This window comes from Streptococcus sp. IsoGale021, assembly GCF_031142795.1.
Lineage (GTDB): Bacteria > Bacillota > Bacilli > Lactobacillales > Streptococcaceae > Streptococcus > Streptococcus hominis.
Window position 1 is genome coordinate 1 of the sequence record NZ_JAKZJH010000009.1, and the last position, 20,934, is coordinate 20,934.

The 20,934-nt window shown below is 39.9% G+C and carries 18 protein-coding genes and 1 tRNA gene; 18 read left to right on the forward strand and 1 reads right to left on the reverse strand.

The window, feature by feature from the left end:
* Positions 1-10: 10 nt before the first annotated feature.
* The 16 genes from RG565_RS07125 (at position 11) to purH (ending at position 17,042) form a co-directional block, all read left to right on the forward strand.
* Positions 11-98: transfer RNA gene (locus RG565_RS07125), tRNA-Ser, on the forward strand.
* Between the two features lie 84 nt (positions 99-182).
* Entirely contained in the window at positions 183-989 is an 807-nt protein-coding gene (mreC, locus tag RG565_RS07130; protein WP_247937306.1) for a rod shape-determining protein MreC, read from the forward strand.
* Between the two features lies 1 nt (position 990).
* Complete coding sequence (mreD, locus tag RG565_RS07135) at positions 991-1,491, forward strand: rod shape-determining protein MreD (RefSeq protein WP_247937305.1); 501 nt, start codon at positions 991-993, stop codon at positions 1,489-1,491.
* A gap of 109 nt (positions 1,492-1,600) precedes the next feature.
* Positions 1,601-2,824, forward strand: a complete 1,224-nt coding sequence (pcsB, locus tag RG565_RS07140; protein ID WP_247937304.1) for a peptidoglycan hydrolase PcsB — start codon at positions 1,601-1,603, stop codon at positions 2,822-2,824.
* A gap of 132 nt (positions 2,825-2,956) precedes the next feature.
* Positions 2,957-3,925: a ribose-phosphate diphosphokinase gene (locus RG565_RS07145; RefSeq protein WP_003040848.1), complete on the forward strand. Its 969-nt coding sequence runs from the start codon at positions 2,957-2,959 to the stop codon at positions 3,923-3,925.
* A 154-nt stretch (positions 3,926-4,079) separates the two neighbouring features.
* Complete coding sequence (locus tag RG565_RS07150; RefSeq protein ID WP_247937303.1) at positions 4,080-5,267, forward strand: pyridoxal phosphate-dependent aminotransferase; 1,188 nt, start codon at positions 4,080-4,082, stop codon at positions 5,265-5,267.
* Positions 5,245-6,018 carry a DNA repair protein RecO gene (recO, locus tag RG565_RS07155; RefSeq protein WP_247937302.1) on the forward strand — a complete coding sequence of 258 codons (774 nt, stop codon included), beginning with the start codon at positions 5,245-5,247 and terminating at the stop codon, positions 6,016-6,018. Before RG565_RS07150 ends, recO begins: the two co-directional genes overlap by 23 nt.
* On the forward strand, positions 6,015-7,013 hold the full coding sequence (gene plsX / locus RG565_RS07160) for a phosphate acyltransferase PlsX (protein WP_247937301.1): 999 nt from the start codon (positions 6,015-6,017) through the stop codon (positions 7,011-7,013). Before recO ends, plsX begins: the two co-directional genes overlap by 4 nt.
* A complete protein-coding gene (locus RG565_RS07165; RefSeq protein WP_049533229.1) occupies positions 7,010-7,255 on the forward strand; it encodes an acyl carrier protein in 246 nt (81 codons plus the stop codon). Before plsX ends, RG565_RS07165 begins: the two co-directional genes overlap by 4 nt.
* 158 nt (positions 7,256-7,413) lie before the next feature.
* Complete coding sequence (gene purC / locus RG565_RS07170; protein ID WP_003032064.1) at positions 7,414-8,121, forward strand: phosphoribosylaminoimidazolesuccinocarboxamide synthase; 708 nt, start codon at positions 7,414-7,416, stop codon at positions 8,119-8,121.
* A 51-nt stretch (positions 8,122-8,172) separates the two neighbouring features.
* Entirely contained in the window at positions 8,173-11,898 is a 3,726-nt protein-coding gene (locus RG565_RS07175; RefSeq protein WP_308937464.1) for a phosphoribosylformylglycinamidine synthase, read from the forward strand.
* 90 nt (positions 11,899-11,988) lie between these two features.
* Complete coding sequence (gene purF, locus RG565_RS07180; protein WP_247937307.1) at positions 11,989-13,452, forward strand: amidophosphoribosyltransferase; 1,464 nt, start codon at positions 11,989-11,991, stop codon at positions 13,450-13,452.
* Positions 13,453-13,687: 235 nt separating this feature from the next.
* Positions 13,688-14,707, forward strand: coding sequence for a phosphoribosylformylglycinamidine cyclo-ligase (gene purM, locus RG565_RS07185; RefSeq protein ID WP_247906137.1), 1,020 nt, complete (start codon positions 13,688-13,690; stop codon positions 14,705-14,707).
* Entirely contained in the window at positions 14,707-15,258 is a 552-nt protein-coding gene (gene purN / locus RG565_RS07190; protein WP_247937299.1) for a phosphoribosylglycinamide formyltransferase, read from the forward strand. Before purM ends, purN begins: the two co-directional genes overlap by 1 nt.
* A gap of 51 nt (positions 15,259-15,309) precedes the next feature.
* Positions 15,310-15,480, forward strand: a complete 171-nt coding sequence (locus tag RG565_RS07195) for a phosphoribosylaminoimidazolecarboxamide formyltransferase (RefSeq protein WP_247906690.1) — start codon at positions 15,310-15,312, stop codon at positions 15,478-15,480.
* A gap of 14 nt (positions 15,481-15,494) precedes the next feature.
* Complete coding sequence (gene purH, locus RG565_RS07200; RefSeq protein WP_247937298.1) at positions 15,495-17,042, forward strand: bifunctional phosphoribosylaminoimidazolecarboxamide formyltransferase/IMP cyclohydrolase; 1,548 nt, start codon at positions 15,495-15,497, stop codon at positions 17,040-17,042.
* A 58-nt stretch (positions 17,043-17,100) separates the two neighbouring features.
* Here the strand turns inward: purH and RG565_RS07205 are convergent, their stop codons facing one another.
* Positions 17,101-19,035 (reverse strand): GBS Bsp-like repeat-containing protein, encoded by a 1,935-nt coding sequence (locus tag RG565_RS07205; protein WP_247937297.1) that lies wholly within the window; start codon positions 19,033-19,035, stop codon positions 17,101-17,103.
* Positions 19,036-19,230: 195 nt separating this feature from the next.
* On the opposite strand from RG565_RS07205, the gene purD reads away from it, so the two are divergent.
* Both purD and RG565_RS07215 read left to right on the forward strand, forming a co-directional pair.
* The gene (purD, locus tag RG565_RS07210; protein WP_247937296.1) at positions 19,231-20,496 is read left to right on the forward strand and encodes a phosphoribosylamine--glycine ligase; all 1,266 of its coding nucleotides are present in this window, start codon (positions 19,231-19,233) and stop codon (positions 20,494-20,496) included.
* Entirely contained in the window at positions 20,486-20,920 is a 435-nt protein-coding gene (locus RG565_RS07215; protein WP_003032062.1) for a DUF523 domain-containing protein, read from the forward strand. The genes purD and RG565_RS07215 overlap by 11 nt, the downstream gene beginning before the upstream one ends.
* Positions 20,921-20,934: the final 14 nt, after the last annotated feature.

The window sequence follows — 20,934 nt, forward strand, 5'->3', positions numbered from 1 at the left end:
AATAATTTTTGGAGAATTACTCAAGAGGCTGAAGAGGACGGTTTGCTAAATCGTTAGGTCGGGTGACTGGCGCGGGGGTTCGAATCCCCCATTCTCCGTATTTGAGGAGTGTAGCGGTAGCTATCTCCTTTTCTGTTACCTGTTGAATCTGGCGTGTCTATTGTGGGAGTAGAGTGAATCGTATGAAAAAATCCAAATTTCTTATTATGACTGCTATTTTGATAATCGTAACTTCTGTACTTTTAGTTACTACTCGTTCTTTAGGTGTAGTGAATGCAACTTCTAATGTTGTTTCTATTTTGGATAATATTGTTTCAAAACCATTTAATTTTTTGGCGGATGTTAAATCGGATTTGACTGATTTATCAGGGACATATAAAGAAAACAAGCAATTAAAAAAAGCTTTATTTAAAGCAGAAGAACAATCTGCTGATTCAGCTTCATTAAAAGATGAAAATGCTCAATTAAGACAGCTATTAGAAATGAAAAATCTTTATGAGTCAAAAAAAACGGTTTCATCTGATGTTATTACGCGTATGCCGGTTTCTTGGTTATCTGAATTAACTGTCAATGCTGGTCGTCAAAATGGGATTCAAAATACAATGCTAGCGGTGGCAAATGGTGGATTGATTGGTAGTGTGAAAGATGTCGCTTCTCATTCTAGCCGAGTAAATCTTTTAACCAATAATAAAAATGTTGATAATATTTCAGTAAAAATTCAAACGGAGACAAGCACAATTTATGGTGTGATTGTTGGCTACAGTAAAGAAAAATCTGCTTTTATTATCAGTCAGTTAAATAGTTCGGATACCATTAAAAAAGGTGAGAAAGTTGTGACCAGTGGTTTAGGAACGTACAACATTCCTAATATTCCGGTTGGAACAGTCCTTTCTGTTACTGAAAAATCGGACTATTTAACAAAAGAAGTCTTCGTAAAACCAAGTGCGGATTTGTCAGATATTCGTGTGGTGACATTAGTAGGAAATTGATATGAAATTTTTTAAAAGCTACATTTTACCCTTTTTGGTTTTATTTGTTGTGATGTTAGTAGATGGTCATCTTTCAAATCTTTTGACTAATTTATTTCCAAATAATATCCACTTACTAAGTCATCTTTTGCTTATCTTTATTTTGTATATTTCGATAAATCTTTCAGAAAATACTAATTTTATCATGTTGCTGTTAATTGGTTTGTTGTATGATGCATATTATTTTCATATTATCGGCATTTCGACACTATTGTTGCCTTTAGCGGGGATTGTTATTAGTAAATATAATTCTGTTTTGATGTCTAATCGAGTTAGTCGTTTTTTAACAGTTGCCATTTTAGTATTTTTCTTTGAGGTGGCTACGTTCGCTTTGGCAAATGTTATCCATCTAATTCAAATGTCTTTTGCAGATTTTATCGTTTATACAATTGCTCCGACAATGGTCTCAAATTTACTATTCTTTTTGTTGCTTCAACCAATTTTGGAGAAGATATATTTATGATAAGATTTTATGATGAATTGGAAATAGAAATGTAATAAAGGCGTAACATACTCAGCGCCTTTTTTTGTTATACTTATAATTGTCTTATTGAATAGGAGTATAATCATTTATGAAGAAAAAATTACTTACATCAATCTTATTAAGTACAATGGTTCTTGCACAGGGAGCGTCTCTTGTAAATGTACATGCAGATTCTACTGATGACAAGATTGCTGCACAAGATAGTAAAATTAATAGTTTGAATGATCAACAAAAATCAGCTCAAGCTCAAGTAGATCAAATTCAAGCTCAAGTTTCATCTATTCAATCTCAACAAGAAAAATTGAAAGCTGAAAACGAAAAACTTCAAGCTGAATCAACAAAATTATCGGCTGAAATCGAAACGTTGTCTAAGAATATTGTAGCGCGTAATGAATCATTGGCTAATCAAGCACGCAGTGCTCAAACGAGCGGTACGGCTACAAGCTATATCAATACAATTGTAAATTCAAAATCAATTACAGAAGCTATTTCACGTGTTTCTGCTATGAGCGAAATCGTTTCAGCAAACAACAAAATGTTGGAACAACAAAAACAAGATAAAAAAGCTATTTCTGAAAAACAAGTAGCCAATAATGAAGCGATAAATACTGTTATCGCAAATCAACAAACACTTGCAAATGATGCAAAAACATTGTCTACTAAGCAAGCTGAACTAAAAGCAGCGCAGTTGAATCTTGCTGCAGAAAAAGCAACTGCTGAAGGTGAAAAGAACTCATTGTTGGCACAAAAAGCAGCAGCACAAAAGGCAGCTGAAGAGGCAGCAGCACAAGAAGCAGCTTATAAAGCACAAAAAGCAGCGCAAGAACAAGCTGTAGCTTCTTCTGCTAATACAAGTTTTGCAGCCCAAGTACAAGCTGTAAACAACAATAGTGGTGCAGCAGCTACTCCAACTCAAACAAATGTGACGCAACAAGCAGCAGCTACTACTAGAACTGTGAGTCGTCCTACATATAGTTCATCTGCTTCAACTTATCCAGTTGGTCAATGTACATGGGGAGCAAAAACATTAGCTCCGTGGGCTGGTGATTATTGGGGTAATGGAGCTCAATGGGCAGCAAGTGCGGCTGCAGCTGGTTTCCGTACAGGTTCAACACCTCAAGTAGGTGCAATCATTTCATGGAACGATGGTGGTTATGGACACGTTGCTGTTGTAACAGCTGTTCAATCAGCTACAAGTATTCAAGTATCTGAAGCAAACTATGCAGGTAATCAAGCTATTGGAAATTATCGTGGTTGGTTCAATCCAGCTGCTGCAGGACAAGGTTCATTTACTTACATCTATCCAAATTAATGAATAGAAAGATAAAAAGCGCATCTTGCGTTTTTTATTTTTGATTGAAAAACTCACTAAAAAGGGTTACAATGTTAGATGGAGAAATTTGTAACTGATTTACAAAGAAACGAATATATACTGGAGGAAATCATGTCGTTTTCTGATTTAAAGCTCTTTGCTCTGTCGTCTAACCAGGAACTGGCTGAACGCGTTGCTCAAGAGATTGGTATGGAGCTTGGGAAGTCAACTGTGCGTCAATTTTCTGATGGGGAGATTCAAGTAAACATCGAAGAATCTATCCGTGGAAAACATGTTTTTATCTTGCAGTCCACGAGCTCGCCCGTCAATGATAATTTGATGGAAATTTTAATTATGGTGGATGCTTTAAAGCGTGCAAGTGCTGAATCAATCAATGTTGTAATGCCTTATTATGGCTATGCTCGTCAAGACCGAAAGGCACGCGCGCGTGAGCCAATTACTTCAAAATTAGTTGCAAATATGTTGCAAGTAGCTGGTGTTGATCGTTTGCTGACAATTGATTTGCATGCGGCTCAAATTCAAGGATTTTTTGATATTCCAGTAGATCATCTTATGGGGGCTCCTCTCATTGCGGATTATTTTGAACGTCGTGGGATGACAGGTAGCGATTATGTAGTTGTTAGCCCTGACCACGGTGGTGTGACGCGCGCTCGTAAATTAGCTGAATTTTTGAAAACACCGATTGCTATTATTGATAAGCGACGTAGTGTAGATAAGATGAATACGAGTGAGGTAATGAATATCATCGGTAAAGTGGAAGGCAAAACTTGTATTTTAATTGACGATATGATTGATACAGCTGGGACAATTTGCCATGCTGCTGATGCACTTGCTGAGGCAGGTGCGGTAGAAGTTTATGCAAGCTGTACTCATCCAGTACTTTCGGGTCCTGCTATGGATAATATTCAGAAATCAGCGATTAAAAAATTGGTCGTGTTAGATACAATTTATTTGCCGGAAGAACGTTTAATTGATAAAATTGAACAAATTTCAATTGCTCATCTTTTGGCAGAGGCGATTGTACGTATCCATGAAAAACGTCCTCTTTCGCCATTATTTGAAACTTTAACGGCTCTTTAATGTAAGAACATCTAGATAGGAATCACTCTGATAGCTGGAGTGATTCTTTTGCTTCAATCAGATGATAAGTGATGAATTTTCTCAATATTATGATATTTTTGCTATGACTTAGGTTTTATAGTATAATAGTTCTATCAGATTTTGGAGGTAAAATATGGATTTGACGAAACGTTTTAACAAAAATTTAGGTAAAATTGAAGTTTCTTTGATTCGGCAATTTGATCAATCTATTTCGAGCATTCCTGGAGTTCTTCGTTTGACATTGGGAGAGCCCGATTTTACAACTCCAGATCATGTAAAAGAAGCTGCGAAAGCGGCAATTGATGCAAACGAGAGTCATTATACGGGCATGAGTGGGTTGTTAGAATTGCGTCAGGCAGCTAGTCAATTTGTGAAAGAAAAATACAATCTTTCTTATGACCCTGAAACAGAAATTTTAGTGACAATTGGAGCGACAGAAGCTCTATCTGCGACATTGACAGCTATCTTAGAAGAAGGAGATAAGGTACTGTTGCCTGCACCTGCTTATCCGGGTTATGAGCCGATTGTCAATCTTGTGGGAGCAGAGATTGTCGAAATTGATACGACAGAAAATGACTTTGTTTTAACACCTGATATGTTAGAAAAAGCGATTTTAGAGCAAGGAAATCAGCTTAAAGCAGTGATTTTAAATTATCCAGCTAATCCGACAGGAGTGACTTATTCACGAGAACAAATGACTGCGTTAGCCGATGTATTGAAAAAGTATGATGTCTTTGTTGTTTGTGATGAAGTGTATTCTGAGTTGACTTATACCGATCAGCCACATGTATCTATTGCAGAATTTCTACCAGAGCAAACGATTGTGATTAATGGTTTGTCTAAATCGCATGCGATGACAGGCTGGCGTCTAGGTTTCACCTTTGCCCCAGCTGCTTTTACGGCTCAATTGATTAAAAGCCACCAATACTTGGTGACAGCTGCAAACACGATGGCTCAATTTGCAGGAGTGGAGGCATTGACAGCGGGTAAAGATGATGCAGAGCCGATGAAAAGGGAATATATTGAGCGTCGTGATTACATTATCGAAAAGATGACGGAGCTGGGCTTTAAGATTATCAAACCAGATGGTGCGTTTTACATTTTTGCCAAGATTCCAGCTGGCTACAATCAAGATTCTTTTGCTTTTTTGAAGGATTTTGCACAAAAAAAAGCAGTTGCTTTCATTCCTGGTGCTGCTTTTGGTCAGTATGGGGAAGGTTATGTACGTCTTTCTTATGCGGCCGGCATGGATACGATAAAGGAAGCAATGAAGCGGCTTAAGGAATATATGGAGGAGTATGCTGAAATCCATCACAAGTAAAGGTTTGGTTCTCTATAATCGTAATTTCCGAGAAAATGATAAACTGGTCAAAATTTTCACAGAGCAAGCTGGTAAGCGAATGTTTTTCGTGAAACATGCTAGAAATTCTAAGTTGAATCCGGTTGTCCAACCATTGGTAGTGGCCGATTTTTTGATGAAAATAAATGATGACGGTTTGAGTTATATCGATGATTATCAAGAGGTTACGACTTTCCAGCATATCAATCATGATTTGTTTACAATGGCTTATGCGACTTATGTGGTAGCTCTAGCGGACACTAGTATTCAGGATAATGAAATAGATTCGGCTCTCTTTGCTTTTTTGCAAAAAACGTTGGAGCTGATGGAACAGGGGCTGGATTATGAGGTACTGACCAATATTTTTGAAATTCAAATTTTGTCACGTTTTGGAATTTCTTTGAATTTCCATGAATGCTGCTTTTGCCACCGAGTAGGGCTACCGTTTGATTTTTCCTTTACTTATAACGGTGTTTTATGTCCGGAGCATTATGGCAAAGATGAGCGACGGAGTCATTTGGATCCCAACATTCCTTATTTATTAGACCAATTTCAAGCGGTTCAATTTAGTGAATTGGAGAACATTTCTTTGAAGCCTGAGTTAAAACGACAATTACGAAAAGTGATTGATCAAATTTATGAAGAATATGTTGGGATTCATCTAAAGCCCAAAAAATTTATTGATTCTCTGGGAGACTGGGGAAAAATTTTAAAGAACAAGGAGTCGAAATGAAAAAAATAGCAATTGATGCCATGGGTGGCGATTATGCTCCACAATCTATCGTAGAGGGAGTCAATCAAGCACTGAACGATTTTTCGGATATTGAAGTCATTCTTTATGGAGATGAAGCAAAAATCAAGCAATATTTAAAGGCAACTGAGCGGGTTCGTATTGTTCATACAGATGAAAAAATCAATTCAGATGATGAGCCAACTAAAGCAATTCGCAAGAAGAAAAATGCCAGCATGGTGCTAGCGGCAAAAGCAGTAAGGGATGGAGAAGCAGATGCGATACTTTCTGCCGGAAATACAGGAGCGCTCTTGGCTGCGGGATTTTTCATTGTTGGTCGTATCAAGAATATTGATCGTCCGGGATTGATGTCCACATTACCAACGACAGATGGCAAAGGCTTTGATATGTTGGATTTGGGAGCCAATGCAGAAAATACAGCTCATCATTTGCATCAGTATGCTATTTTAGGGTCATTTTATGCTGAAAATGTCCGTGGAATCAACCAACCACGTGTAGGGCTTTTAAACAATGGGACAGAAGCAAGTAAGGGGGATTCCTTGCGGAAAGAAGTGTATGATTTGTTAGCAGCGGACGCCTCGCTAAATTTTATTGGAAATGTGGAAGCGCGTGATTTAATGGATCATGTGGCAGACGTTGTGGTAGCGGATGGCTTTACAGGTAATGCTGTGTTGAAAGCCATGGAGGGAACAGCCATGGGAATTATGAGCCAGCTTAAAAAATCCATTTTGGACGGTGGCTGGAAAGCAAAACTAGGTGCAGTGTTGCTGAAAGATAGTCTAAAGTCTTTGAAGAGTAGTTTAAATTATTCTGATGTAGGCGGTGCTGTTTTATTTGGAGTAAAAGCACCTGTTGTTAAAACGCATGGAGCGAGCGATGCAAAAGCAGTTTATAGCACGATTCGCCAAATTCGTACGATGTTGGAAACAGATGTTGTCGGAGAAGCAGTAAACGAATTTTCGGGAGAGGCAAAATGACAGAACAAAAAATTTATGAAAAAATTGTAGAAATTATTCAGGAAAGTCGTGGTGAGGAATTTCAAGTTTCTCAAACCCTCAGTTTGAAAGATGACCTGCAAGCAGATTCTGTTGATTTGATGGAATTTATTCTAACTGTGGAGGATGAATTTGGCATTGAAATTTCAGACGAAGATATAGATGAGTTGAAGAATGTGAGTGATGTTGTCGCTTGCGTGCAGAAAAACTTGAACAGAGCATAAAAACGAACATTTTATTGACTAAATAAAGTAAAATATGATAAAACAGCTGAAACCCCAGCTGTTTTTTGGTGTTTGCGAATATTGTACGGTATTTTCTTGAAAATCCTTTTTGAATATGATAGACTTAAGTCAGAAAAATGTGAAAGGCGAATATTAAAATGACAGGTGATTTGTTATATTCGGGAAAAGCTAAAGATTTATTTTTGACAGATGATGAAAATCTTATTATTGCACATTACAAAGACCAAGCGACCATGCTTAATGGTGCTCGTAAAGAGACGATTAAAGGTAAAGGCGTTCTTAATAATCAAATCTCATCTTTCATTTTTACGAAATTGAATGAAGCAGGTGTGGCAACTCACTTTGTTAAACAATTGTCAGAAACCGAACAATTGAACAAAAAAGTGGATATCATTCCGCTTGAAGTTGTTTTGCGTAATGTCACTGCAGGCTCATTCTCAAAACGCTTTGGTGTTGAAGAAGGAATTAAATTAGATACTCCAATCGTTGAATTTTACTACAAAAATGATGATTTGGATGACCCATTTATCAATGATGAACACGTAAAATTCCTTGGTATTGCAAGTGATGAAGATATTGCTTATATCAAAGCAGAAACACGTCGTATTAATGACCTTTTGAAAGATTGGTTCAGCCAAATTGGTCTGAATTTGATTGATTTCAAATTGGAATTTGGTAAAGACAAAGATGGCAACATTATTCTTGCGGATGAATTTTCACCAGATAACTGCCGTCTTTGGGATGCTGAAGGTCACCACATGGATAAAGATGTTTTTCGTCGTGATTTAGGTAGTTTGACAGATGTTTACGAAGTTGTCCTTGAAAAACTCAAAGGGCTTAACTAAAAACTGTGATTTCTAATTAAGTAGAAAGAAGAATTCTAAAAAGGGTAAAAAATGAATAAACGAATTTTCGTTGAGAAAAAATCAAATTTTAACATTAAGGCTCAGGCGCTTGTTAAAGAACTCAAACACAATCTTCAATTAACGAGTTTAACCGATTTGCGTATTATTCAAGTGTATGATGTGTTTGGCTTGGCAGATTCGCTTTTTGAGCGTGCTGAAAAGCACATCTTCTCTGAACAGGTAACTGATATTATTTTGGCTGAAAGTGATGTGGTTGCTGAACTTGCTAACTATGCTTTCTTTGCCATCGAATCACTTCCAGGTCAATTTGATCAGCGTGCGGCTTCATCACAAGAAGCATTACTCCTTCTTGGCAGCAGTAATGATGTAACGGTTAATACGGCTCAACTTTATCTTGTTAACAAAGATATTGATACTGCTGAACTTGATGCGGTTAAGAATTATCTTCTTAATCCAGTAGATTCTCGTTTTAAAGATATTACGACAGGAATTGCACCGCAAGCATTTTCAGAGTCGGACAAAACGATTCCAAATCTTGATTTCTTCAAGACTTATACAGCGGCTGAATTTGCTGATTATAAAACTGAGCAAGGTTTGGCAATGGAAGTGGATGACCTTGTCTTCATCCAAGATTATTTCAAATCCATCGGGCGCGTGCCAACGGAAACAGAATTGAAAGTGTTGGATACTTACTGGTCAGACCATTGCCGCCACACAACTTTTGAAACTGAGCTGAAGCATATTGATTTCTCATCGTCTAAATTCCAAAAACAATTGCAAGCAACTTATGATAAATATATTGCTATGCGTGCTGAACTTGGACGTTCTGAAAAGCCGCAAACGCTTATGGATATGGCAACTATTTTTGGTCGTTACGAGCGTGCCAATGGCCGTTTGGATGACATGGAAGTATCAGACGAGATCAATGCTTGTTCGGTTGAAATCGAAGTTGATGTGAACGGTGTTAAAGAACCATGGCTTTTGATGTTCAAGAATGAAACACACAATCACCCAACAGAAATTGAACCATTTGGTGGTGCCGCAACGTGTATCGGTGGTGCAATCCGCGACCCATTGTCAGGACGTTCTTATGTTTATCAAGCAATGCGTATTTCAGGTGCTGGTGATATTACAACACCGATTGCTGAGACGCGTGCCGGCAAATTGCCGCAGCAAGTGATTTCTAAGACAGCGGCACATGGTTATTCTTCATATGGGAATCAAATCGGTCTTGCCACAACTTACGTTAAAGAATACTTCCACCCAGGATTCGTCGCTAAACGTATGGAACTTGGTGCCGTTGTCGGTGCAGCTCCTAAAGGGAATGTTGTCCGTGAAAAACCAGAAGCAGGCGATGTGGTAATCCTTCTTGGCGGTAAAACAGGTCGTGACGGTGTTGGTGGTGCAACTGGTTCATCTAAGGTCCAAACCGTTGAATCTGTTGAAACAGCTGGCGCAGAAGTTCAAAAAGGGAATGCTATTGAAGAACGGAAGATTCAACGTCTTTTCCGCAATGGTAATGTGACGCGTCTTATTAAAAAATCAAACGACTTTGGTGCTGGTGGTGTCTGTGTGGCAATTGGTGAATTAGCTGACGGTCTTGAAATCGACCTTAACAAAGTGCCTTTGAAATACCAAGGGCTTAACGGAACTGAAATTGCCATTTCTGAATCACAAGAACGTATGGCTGTTGTGGTTCGTCCCAAAGATGTTGAGGCTTTCGTGGCAGAATGTCATAAAGAAAATATTGACGCGGTAGTGGTTGCCACAGTTACTGAAAAACCAAATCTTGTTATGACTTGGAATGGTCAAACAATCGTTGATATTGAACGTCGTTTCCTTGATACAAACGGTGTGCGCGTGGTAGTTGATGCGAATGTTGTTGACAGTCAAGTTGATATGCCAGAACAACGTACAACTTCAGCTGCGACACTTGAATCTGATACTGTAAATGTTCTTTCTGACCTTAACCATGCTAGTCAAAAAGGTTTACAAACCATCTTTGATAGCTCTGTTGGTCGTTCAACGGTTAATCATCCGATTGGTGGTCGTTATCAAATCACACCAACAGAAAGTTCAGTTCAAAAACTTCCTGTTCAAAACGGTGTAACAACAACAGCGTCAGTTATGGCACAAGGGTTCAACCCTTATATTGCTGAATGGTCACCATATCATGGTGCTGCCTATGCTGTTATCGAAGCAACATCGCGTTTGGTGGCAACAGGTGCGAATTGGTCTAAAACACGTTTCTCTTATCAAGAGTATTTCCAACGTATGGACAAACAAGCTGAACGCTTTGGACAACCAGTTTCAGCTCTTCTTGGTTCAATCGAAGCGCAATTGCAACTTGGTTTACCATCAATCGGTGGTAAAGACTCCATGTCAGGGACTTTTGAAGAATTGACAGTACCACCAACATTGGTTGCTTTTGGTGTGACAACGGCTGATAGTCGTAATGTTCTTTCGCCAGAATTTAAAGCAGCTGGTGAATACATTTACTACATTCCAGGGCAAGCTATTTCACAAGAGATTGATTTTGATTTGATTAAAGCTAATTTTGCTAAATTTGAAGCGATTCAAAAAGCACATCCTATCACATCAGCTTCAGCTGTTAAATATGGTGGGGTGATTGAAAGCTTGGTACTTGCAGCTTTTGGTAACCATATCGGAGCTAAAGTAGAATTGGCAGAGCTTGCGACTAGCTTGACAGCACAACTTGGCGGTTTTATTTTTACATCTGCTGAAGAAATTGCTGAAGTTAACAAAATCGGTGAAACAAGATCTGACTTTACACTTACTGTCAATGGTGTCAACCTTGCAGGAGATAAACTTCTGTCAGCCTTTGAAGGAACACTTGAAGACGTTTACCCAACTGAATTTGAACAAAGTACTAAACTTGAAGTCGTTCCAGCTGTTGCTTCTGATGCTGTTATTAAAGCAAGTAAGAAAGTAGCAGAGCCACTTGTTTACATTCCAGTCTTCCCTGGTACAAACTCAGAATACGATTCAGCAAAAGCTTTTGAACAAGCTGGAGCAAAAGTGAATCTGGTACCATTTGTGACACTTGATGAAGCAGCAATTGAAGCATCTGTTGACACAATGGTTGACAACATCTGTAAAGCAAATATTATTTTCTTTGCAGGAGGTTTCTCAGCCGCTGATGAACCAGACGGTTCTGCTAAATTCATCGTTAACATCTTGTTAAACCAAAAAGTCCGCGCAGCGATTGATAGCTTTATTGAAAAAGGCGGGCTGATTATCGGTATCTGTAATGGATTCCAAGCGCTTGTGAAATCAGGCCTACTTCCATACGGTAACTTTGAAGAAGCGACCGAAACAAGTCCGACACTCTTCTATAATGATGCCAACCAACATGTGGCGAAAATGGTTGAAATACGTATTTCCAATACGAACTCACCTTGGCTTGCCGGTGTCAAAGTTGGTGATATTCATGCAATCCCAGTATCACATGGTGAAGGGAAATTTGTCGTAACAGATGAAGAATTTGCAGAACTCCGTGACAACGGACAAATCTTCAGCCAATACGTGGATTTTGATGGCAAACCAAGCATGGATTCTAAATACAATCCAAACGGCTCTATTAATGCGATTGAAGGGATTACCAGCAAGAACGGTCAAATCATTGGTAAAATGGGACATTCAGAACGTTATGAAGACGGTCTTTTCCAAAATATTCCAGGAAATAAAGACCAACATCTCTTTGCAAGTGCTGTGCGTTACTTTACAGGGGAATAATACTCGTCAAATATCAAAAGAAACTATGATTTCGGATTCTTTTGATAATGATTGAGCATAAAAATGACAGAAAAATAAGAGGAAATGTCAGTGACATACGAAGTTAAATCTCTAAATGAAGAATGTGGTGTTTTTGGGATTTGGGGGCATCCTCAAGCAGCTCAAGTGACTTATTTTGGACTTCACAGTCTTCAACACCGCGGTCAAGAAGGTGCTGGTATTGTCACAAACGATAAGGGCAAACTTCTTCAGCACCGTAATACTGGTCTTCTTTCAGAAGTATTTAAAAATCCTGCTGATTTGGAAAAATTAACAGGAACTGCTGCTATTGGTCACGTTCGCTATGCGACTGCTGGCTCTGCGTCTATTAATAATATTCAACCATTTCTTTACAACTTTACAGACGAGCAATTTGGGCTTTGCCACAATGGTAATTTGACAAATGCAGTATCATTGAAAAAAGAATTGGAAGACCAAGGGGCGATTTTTAATGCCTCATCTGATACTGAAATTCTAATGCATTTGATTCGCCGTAGCCATAATCCTGAATTTATCGGTAAAGTCAAAGAAGCGTTGAACACTGTCAAAGGTGGCTTTGCTTATCTTTTGATGACAGAAGATAAATTGATTGCTGCGCTTGACCCAAATGGTTTTCGTCCCTTGTCAATTGGGCAAATGGCAAATGGTGCTTGGGTAGTATCAAGTGAAACGTGTGCCTTTGAAGTGGTTGGTGCCAAGTGGATTCGAGATGTGAAACCTGGTGAAATGGTTATTATTGATGACAATGGCATTCGGTACGATACCTACACGATGGATACTCAGCTTGCTATCTGTTCAATGGAATACATCTATTTTGCACGACCTGACAGTGATATTTATGGTGTCAATGTTCACACGGCTCGTAAAAATATGGGGAAACGTTTGGCACAGGAATTTCAACATGAAGCTGATATTGTCGTTGGTGTACCGAATTCATCACTTTCAGCAGCGATGGGATTTGCTGAAGAATCAGGTCTCCCAAATGAAATGGGCTTGGTGAAAAATCAGTACACACAACGTACTTTCATTCAACCGACACAAGAGTTGCGTGAGCAAGGTGTTCGCATGAAGCTCTCAGCCGTATCTGGTGTTGTTAAAGGTAAGCGCGTGGTCATGGTTGATGATTCTATCGTGCGTGGAACTACATCGCGTCGTATCGTTCGTTTGCTTCGTGAAGCTGGTGCGACAGAAGTTCATGTGGCAATCGGTAGTCCAGAATTGAAATACCCATGTTTCTACGGTATCGATATTCAAAATCGTCGTGAATTGATTTCAGCTAATCATACCAAAGATGAAGTTTGTGAGATTATCGGTGCTGATAGCTTGACTTACTTGTCAATTGACGGTTTGATTGAATCAATCGGTATTGATACAGATGCGCCAAATGGTGGTTTGTGTGTAGCTTACTTTGACGGTAAGTATCCAACACCACTTTACGATTACGAAGAACCTTACCTCAAGAGCTTAGAAGAAAAAACAAGCTTCTATATTCATGAAGTTAATGAAAATAAATAGAACTGTTTAATAGCTCTGCTATTTCCTAAAAGGAGAAAAATATTATGACAAAAAATGCTTATGCTCCACGTCTTACCACTGACTAAAGGCTAAAGCATTTGTCAGTGGACGCTTTGTCCTATGGGACCAAAGCTAAAGACCTGACTAGCTTTTTCAGTCAAAAGAATGGTTTGACTGAAAAAACGTCGCAATCTCCAATACGGTTTTTTGACAAAAAAAGAGAAGGAAAATTATTATGACAAAAAATGCTTATGCTCAATCTGGTGTTGATGTTGAAGCGGGTTATGAAGTTGTTGCACGTATCAAAAAACACGTTGCGCGTACTGAACGTGCAGGTGTTATGGGAGCTCTTGGTGGCTTTGGTGGGATGTTCGACCTTACAAAAACTGGCGTGAAAGAACCTGTTTTGATTTCAGGAACTGATGGTGTCGGAACCAAGCTCATGCTGGCTATCAAGTACGACAAACACGATACAATTGGCCAAGACTGTGTAGCCATGTGTGTCAATGACATCATTGCAGCTGGTGCTGAACCACTTTACTTCCTAGATTACATTGCAACGGGTAAGAATGAACCTGCAAAACTTGAACAAGTCGTTGCAGGTGTTGCGGAAGGTTGTGTTCAATCTGGCGCAGCTCTTATCGGTGGTGAAACTGCTGAAATGCCTGGTATGTATGGTGAAGATGATTATGATTTGGCTGGTTTTGCAGTAGGTGTGGCTGAAAAAAACCAAATCATTGACGGGTCAAAAGTTTCTGATGGTGATGTTCTTCTTGGACTTGCTTCCAGTGGGATTCACTCAAATGGTTATTCACTTGTCCGTCGTGTCTTTGCTGATTACACAGGTGAAGAAGTGCTTCCTGAACTTGAAGGCAAAAAATTAAAAGAAGTGCTTCTTGAACCAACACGTATCTACGTTAAAGCAGTGCTTCCGCTTATCAAGGAAGAATTGGTTAACGGTATTGCTCACATCACTGGTGGTGGTTTCATCGAAAATGTTCCACGTATGTTTGCGGATGATTTAGCTGCTGAAATCGAAGAAGATAAAGTTCCTGTTCTTCCAATTTTCAAAGCTCTTGAAAAACACGGTAACATCAAACACGAAGAAATGTTTGAAATCTTTAACATGGGTATTGGTTTGATGTTGGCAGTTAGCCCTGATAAGGTTGAGCGTGTGAAAGAATTGCTTGACGAACCAGTTTACGAACTTGGTCGTATCGTTAAAAAAGCTGATGCAAGTGTGGTGATTAAATAATGAAAAAAATCGCAGTTTTTGCGAGTGGTAATGGGTCAAATTTTCAAGTCATTGCAGAGCAATTTCCAGTTGAGTTTGTCTTTTCAGACCACAGGGATGCATATGTCTTAGAACGTGCAGAAAAACTCGGTGTGACAGCTCATGCTTTTGAACTCAAAGAGTTTGACAATAAAGCAGCCTACGAGGAGGCTATTGTTGCTTTGCTTGAAAAAAATGATATTGATTTGGTTTGTCTAGCTGGTTATATGAAGATTGTTGGTCCGACTCTGCTAGCAGCTTACGAAGGCCGTATCATCAATATTCACCCAGCTTATCTGCCAGAATTTCCAGGTGCTCATGGGATTGAAGATGCCTGGAATGCTGGTGTCAGTCAATCCGGTGTGACCATTCACTGGGTTGACAATGGCGTTGACACCGGAAAAGTGATTAAACAAGTTCGTGTGCCTCGTCTGGCTGATGATACTATTGACAGTTTTGAAGCTCGCATTCATGAAGCAGAGTATAAACTCTATCCAGAAGTTTTAGAGAGCTTAGGAGTTGAGAAAAAGTAGTCAGTGTATTTGATAGCGTAGCTATTAGCAATGCTAGCTTATTAGGAGATTATGATGATAAAAAAGATTTTGGCGTTTGTATTAACTTTTATTGTCGTTGCCTTTATAGTAAATGTACTATTTGGTAATCTTGAAAATCCGTTACGCCTTTGCTTGGCTTATTCTATCGGGCTTATTGCCAGTATTGCTATTGAGTGGTTTATATTTTACAAAAAGAAGTAGAAAGTAGGACTGAAATGACAAAACGTGCACTAATCAGTGTTTCAGACAAAGCGGGCATTGTTGAATTTGCTCAAGAATTGAAAAAACTTGGTTGGGATATTATCTCGACTGGTGGAACAAAAGTTGCGCTTGATAAAGCAGGTGTGGAGACTATCGCCATTGATGATGTAACGGGCTTCCCAGAAATGATGGACGGTCGTGTGAAAACACTTCATCCAAATATTCACGGCGGCCTTTTGGCTCGTCGCGACCTTGACAGCCACCTTCAAGCTGCAAAAGATAATCACATTGAATTGATTGACCTTGTTGTGGTTAACCTTTACCCATTCAAAGAAACTATTCTGAAACCAGATGTGACTTATGCTGATGCGGTTGAAAACATTGATATCGGTGGTCCATCCATGCTTCGCTCTGCTGCTAAAAACCATGCTAGTGTTACAGTTGTTGTTGACCCAGCTGACTACGATGTTGTTTTAGATGAATTGACAGCTAATGGTGAAACAAACTTTGAAACGCGTCAGCGCTTGGCAGCCAAAGTTTTCCGTCACACAGCAGCTTACGACGCTTTAATTGCGGAATATTTCACAAAACAAGTCGGAGAAACAAAACCTGAAAAACTCACCCTCACTTATGATTTGAAACAACCCATGCGGTATGGTGAAAACCCTCAACAAGACGCGGATTTCTACCAAAAAGCTTTGCCAACAGATTACTCAATTGCTTCTGCTAAACAATTAAACGGTAAAGAATTGTCATTTAACAACATCCGCGATGCTGACGCTGCAATCCGTATTATCCGTGATTTCAAAGACCGCCCGACTGTTGTTGCTCTTAAACACATGAATCCATGTGGTATCGGACAAGCTGACGAAATTGAAACAGCTTGGGATTACGCTTATGAAGCTGACCCAGTTTCAATCTTTGGTGGAATTGTTGTGTTGAATCGCCAAGTTGACGCAGTAACTGCTAAGAAAATGCACGCTATTTTCCTTGAAATCATCATTGCACCAAGTTATTCAGAAAAAGCCCTTGAAATCTTGACAACGAAGAAGAAAAACTTGCGGATTCTTCAATTGCCATTTGAAGCTCAAGAAGCTAGCCAAATTGAAAAAGAATACACGGGTGTTGTCGGTGGGCTTTTGGTTCAAAACCAAGATGTTATTGAAGAAAATCCAGCGGATTGGAAGGTTGTAACCAAACGACAACCAAACGACCAAGAAAAAACAGCGCTTGAATTTGCTTGGAAAGCGATCAAATATGTGAAATCGAATGGTATCATCGTGACAAATGACCACATGACACTGGGTGTCGGTCCTGGTCAAACCAATCGTGTGGCTTCTGTTCGTATCGCTCTTGACCAAGCGAAAGACCGTCTTGATGGTGCGGTCCTTGCTAGTGATGCTTTCTTCCCATTTGCGGACAATGTTGAAGAAATTGCTGCTGCAGGTGTGAAAGCAATCATCCAGCCAGGTGGCTCCGTCCGTGACCAAGAGTCTATCGACATGGCTGATAAATATGGCATTGCCATGGTGTTTACAGGCGTACGGCATTTTAGACATTGAAAATAGTATAAAAACCTTGGATTTGTTTTCCAAGGTTTTTAAAGTTGTTCAGAGGAACTTATTTTGGATAAATGTAACTAACTGCTCCTTGTCCAGCTGCATGAGGATTGAACCAGCCACGGAAGTTGCCAATATACTGTTTCCCAGCGTAGTTGGCCTCTTGAATCTGAATGCGTGTGTTTGAGGCTACGTGAGTAACAACTCCAACATGACCGTAACCACCGTCTGTCCAACAAATAATAGCCCCTACTTGTGGAGTTGTACCGGTTTTAAAACCAGCTCGTCTGGCGCTAGCAGCCCAATCACCACCATTGCCCCAGTAATTGCCAGCCCAAGGCGCAAGAGCTTTGGCGCCCCAAGTGCATTGCCCTTTTGGATAAGTCGTTGCTGCGGCATAATTTGGTTGGAAAGAAACAGCAGGTTTCTCTACTTGATAGCTCGTACCAGTTAGTCCAATCATTTGACCGTTGAGATTGCGGTAGACATGTGTATGGAAAAGCCCGCTGCCATTGTGTTTTTGCGTATCAATTGTGAATTTGTAAATTCCATTTCCAGCTTTAGTAGCAGTGTACCACTGAATGTCGTCTTGTCCATTGACTTCAGACCAAGTCGGTAGGGTAATTGTTCCGTCACCGTAGGCATCTGTCACTGTCACCTCATAAAGATAAGTTGAGCGTTTATCGACAGATACTTTGGTTTTAATTTTTTCTGCGGACATAGTAACCGAATCCGTTGCGTAACTATGCTCGCTACCGTCTTTATATTTCACATAAATATGATTGGTGTATGTTCCAGACAAAACTTGATGATTGCGAATATCAAATGCTGCCGTAAATGTTCCGTCACCGTGATTAGTGGCTGTATACCACTTGATATTGCTTTGATTGCTCGTGCTCCAAATAGGTACTCGGACAGATTGAATCGGTTTGGACTTTGAAGTTTCCCTAACTTTGACGGTATAAGTCCCTTGTTCTTGATTGATATTTTCAACAGAGAAGAATGGTTTTTGCTCTTCTTCAGAAGGCAATTTATCAGCATCAACTTGGGCAGTGATTCCAGCTAAGCCAGTAAACTCTGGTTTGACATAGCTTTCTCCGTAAAGATGAATGTGATAAGTTCCTGTGTCATAGTTGTGTTTTTTTAGCTCAACTCTAACATTGTAGCTTCCATCAGGATTTTTAGTAGCTGCATACCATTGAAGATCATCTTGTCCGTTTTTATCAGACCAAGTTGGAACAGTAAGTTTATAGATTGTTTCAGGGACATTTTTTATCCGAATATCCATGATGCCAGGTTCTGGAAAACTAGTTTGGATAGTAGGGTTTGGTTTTTCAAGGTTAAAAGTGGTGCCATTTAATCCAATCATCTTTCCGTTTTTACTTTCATAAGTATGAACATGGTAAACACCGTATCCTTTATGATTGGATAAGTCAATTTCTGTTGTGTCTTGCCCTGCTGTATACCACTTGATATCATCTTGTCCTTTTTCGTCAGACCAAACAGCGTGTAAAATATTGGCATTTGTTTGATCTTTGTTTCGAGTAAAGGATATTTGAGCAGTCTTTCCTAAAACGGTTGTAGAAACCGTGCCGCTAGCTGGTTTTTCTACTTTGAAAGTCGTTCCGTTTAAACCGACCATTTTTCCATTGATATTGATATAAGTGTGAACATGAAAGGTTCCATAACCAGTGTGCTGACGCAAATCAATAGCTGTAGTTGGTGTCTGGGGCGCGGAATACCACTTAATGTCATCTTGCCCATTTTCATCAGACCAAACAGCATGGTAAATGGTGTAAGGAACTTGTGTCTGTGAGCGTGTGTAGTTAATAGAAGCTGTATTTCCAGAAACATTGACGGTAATGTTGCTAGCAAGAGTTGCTGGATTTGAGCTTTTTTGAGCATTATCTGCTTCCGAGGCTTGAGCAGTTAGTTGAGCAGAAAAAACGCCCAAAATAGTGCTAGATAGTAAAAATAATTGACTGTATTTCTTCATAAATCTCCTTTGAATAAATAATTTGGATAGTTCCATTTAGATTATTCGGGAAAAGATGAAAAAATTGAAAACTGAATTGAAAAATTAGAAAATGATAGCGAAATTTCATTGTCATCAAAATATTCCACGATAAATAAAGGTATAAACGAACATTTATGGTATAATTGATATAAATAATTCGCAAAGAGGGAAATCATGAAACTTTTAGTTGTTGGTTCGGGTGGTCGTGAGCATGCGATTGCTAAGAAGTTGTTGGAGTCACCGCAGGTGGAGCAGGTCTTTGTGGCTCCTGGAAATGACGGGATGACCTTGGACGGTCTTAAGTTGGTTTCGATTGGGATTTCTGAACATGCAGCGCTGATTGACTTTGCTAAAGCAAATGATGTTGCTTGGACTTTCATTGGTCCTGATGATGCGCTAGCGGCAGGTATCGTTGATGATTTTAATCAGGCTGGACTTAAGGCTTTTGGTCCGACTCGGCTGGCTGCGGAGCTGGAGTGGTCCAAGGATTTTGCTAAGTCAATCATGAAAAAATACGGTGTGCCGACAGCACGCTACGAAACTTTTTCAGACTTTGAAAAAGCTAAAACCTATATCGAAAAAGAGGGCGCTCCAATCGTGGTGAAAGCGGACGGTTTGGCCTTGGGGAAAGGTGTGGTAGTCGCTGAAACGGTGGAAGAAGCGGTCGAAGCAGCGCATGAAATGCTTTTAGACAATAAATTCGGCGATTCTGGTGCGCGTGTGGTGATTGAGGAATTTTTGACTGGAGAGGAATTTTCTCTTTTTGCCTTTGTTAATGGTGACAAGTTTTACATCATGCCAACGGCTCAGGACCACAAACGTACTTATGACGGTGACAAGGGTCCTAATACAGGCGGTATGGGTGCTTATGCGCCCGTGCCACATCTGTCAGCAAGCGTGGTTGAAACTGCGGTTGACACCATTGTCAAGCCAGTGCTGGAGGGGATGATTAAAGAAGGGCGACCTTATGTCGGTGTCCTCTATGCAGGCCTGATCCTGACCGAGGAAGGCCCTAAGGTCATTGAGTTTAATGCTCGCTTTGGTGATCCTGAGACGCAGGTTATTCTGCCACGCCTGACTTCTGACTTGGCGCAGAACATCACGGACATTTTGGAGGGCAAGGAGCCAGATATGACCTGGACGGACAGCGGTGTGACCTTGGGCGTTGTCGTGGCTTCTGAAGGTTATCCACTTGCCTACGAAAAAGGTGTAATCTTGCCAGAAAAGACCGACGGTGATATCATCACCTACTATGCGGGCGCCAAGTTTGATGAAAATGGCAAAGCACTGCTGTCCAATGGCGGCCGAGTCTACATGCTGGTCACCACAGCCGACAGTGTTCAGGCTGCGCAGGAAAAAATTTACGCCCAACTCGACAAACAAGACACGACTGGACTTTTCTACAGAACTGATATTGGGAGCAAGGCTCTTGAAAAATAAAAAATGTATACTAGTTAGTGCCTGTTTGCTTGGAGAAAATTGCAAGTACAATGGAGGCAATAATTATAATCAAGCTGTTATTGACTTTGTTGCGGATAAAGATGTCTTAGCAGTGTGCCCGGAAGTTGCGGGCGGCTTACCAGTTCCAAGAGAGCCAGTAGAGATTTTAAAAGGGCGGCCATGTGATGTTAATGGGAATTTTTATGATAAAGAATTTCAAGTAGGAATTGATCACACATTGTCGAGTTTAGCTGAAAAAAACATTGACTTGGCTATTCTTCAGTCCCGAAGTCCCTCTTGTGGTGTCAACCAGATTTACGATGGTCATTTTTCTGGTCGAAAAATAGAGGGCAGTGGTCTTTTTGCGCAAGCATTAAAGAAACGAGGCTACAGAGTTGTTGATGCTGAAGATATAATTAAATAAAGTATAGCGCTAGC

Coding starts and splice junctions, on each gene's coding strand:
- mreC (WP_247937306.1), top strand. CDS start 183: ATGAAAAAATCCAAATTTCTTATTATGACTGCTATTTTGATAATCGTA.
- mreD (WP_247937305.1), top strand. CDS start 991: ATGAAATTTTTTAAAAGCTACATTTTACCCTTTTTGGTTTTATTTGTT.
- pcsB (WP_247937304.1), top strand. CDS start 1,601: ATGAAGAAAAAATTACTTACATCAATCTTATTAAGTACAATGGTTCTT.
- RG565_RS07145 (WP_003040848.1), top strand. CDS start 2,957: ATGTCGTTTTCTGATTTAAAGCTCTTTGCTCTGTCGTCTAACCAGGAA.
- RG565_RS07150 (WP_247937303.1), top strand. CDS start 4,080: ATGGATTTGACGAAACGTTTTAACAAAAATTTAGGTAAAATTGAAGTT.
- recO (WP_247937302.1), top strand. CDS start 5,245: ATGCTGAAATCCATCACAAGTAAAGGTTTGGTTCTCTATAATCGTAAT.
- plsX (WP_247937301.1), top strand. CDS start 6,015: ATGAAAAAAATAGCAATTGATGCCATGGGTGGCGATTATGCTCCACAA.
- RG565_RS07165 (WP_049533229.1), top strand. CDS start 7,010: ATGACAGAACAAAAAATTTATGAAAAAATTGTAGAAATTATTCAGGAA.
- purC (WP_003032064.1), top strand. CDS start 7,414: ATGACAGGTGATTTGTTATATTCGGGAAAAGCTAAAGATTTATTTTTG.
- RG565_RS07175 (WP_308937464.1), top strand. CDS start 8,173: ATGAATAAACGAATTTTCGTTGAGAAAAAATCAAATTTTAACATTAAG.
- purM (WP_247906137.1), top strand. CDS start 13,688: ATGACAAAAAATGCTTATGCTCAATCTGGTGTTGATGTTGAAGCGGGT.
- purN (WP_247937299.1), top strand. CDS start 14,707: ATGAAAAAAATCGCAGTTTTTGCGAGTGGTAATGGGTCAAATTTTCAA.
- RG565_RS07195 (WP_247906690.1), top strand. CDS start 15,310: ATGATGATAAAAAAGATTTTGGCGTTTGTATTAACTTTTATTGTCGTT.
- purH (WP_247937298.1), top strand. CDS start 15,495: ATGACAAAACGTGCACTAATCAGTGTTTCAGACAAAGCGGGCATTGTT.
- RG565_RS07205 (WP_247937297.1), bottom strand. CDS start 19,035: ATGAAGAAATACAGTCAATTATTTTTACTATCTAGCACTATTTTGGGC.
- purD (WP_247937296.1), top strand. CDS start 19,231: ATGAAACTTTTAGTTGTTGGTTCGGGTGGTCGTGAGCATGCGATTGCT.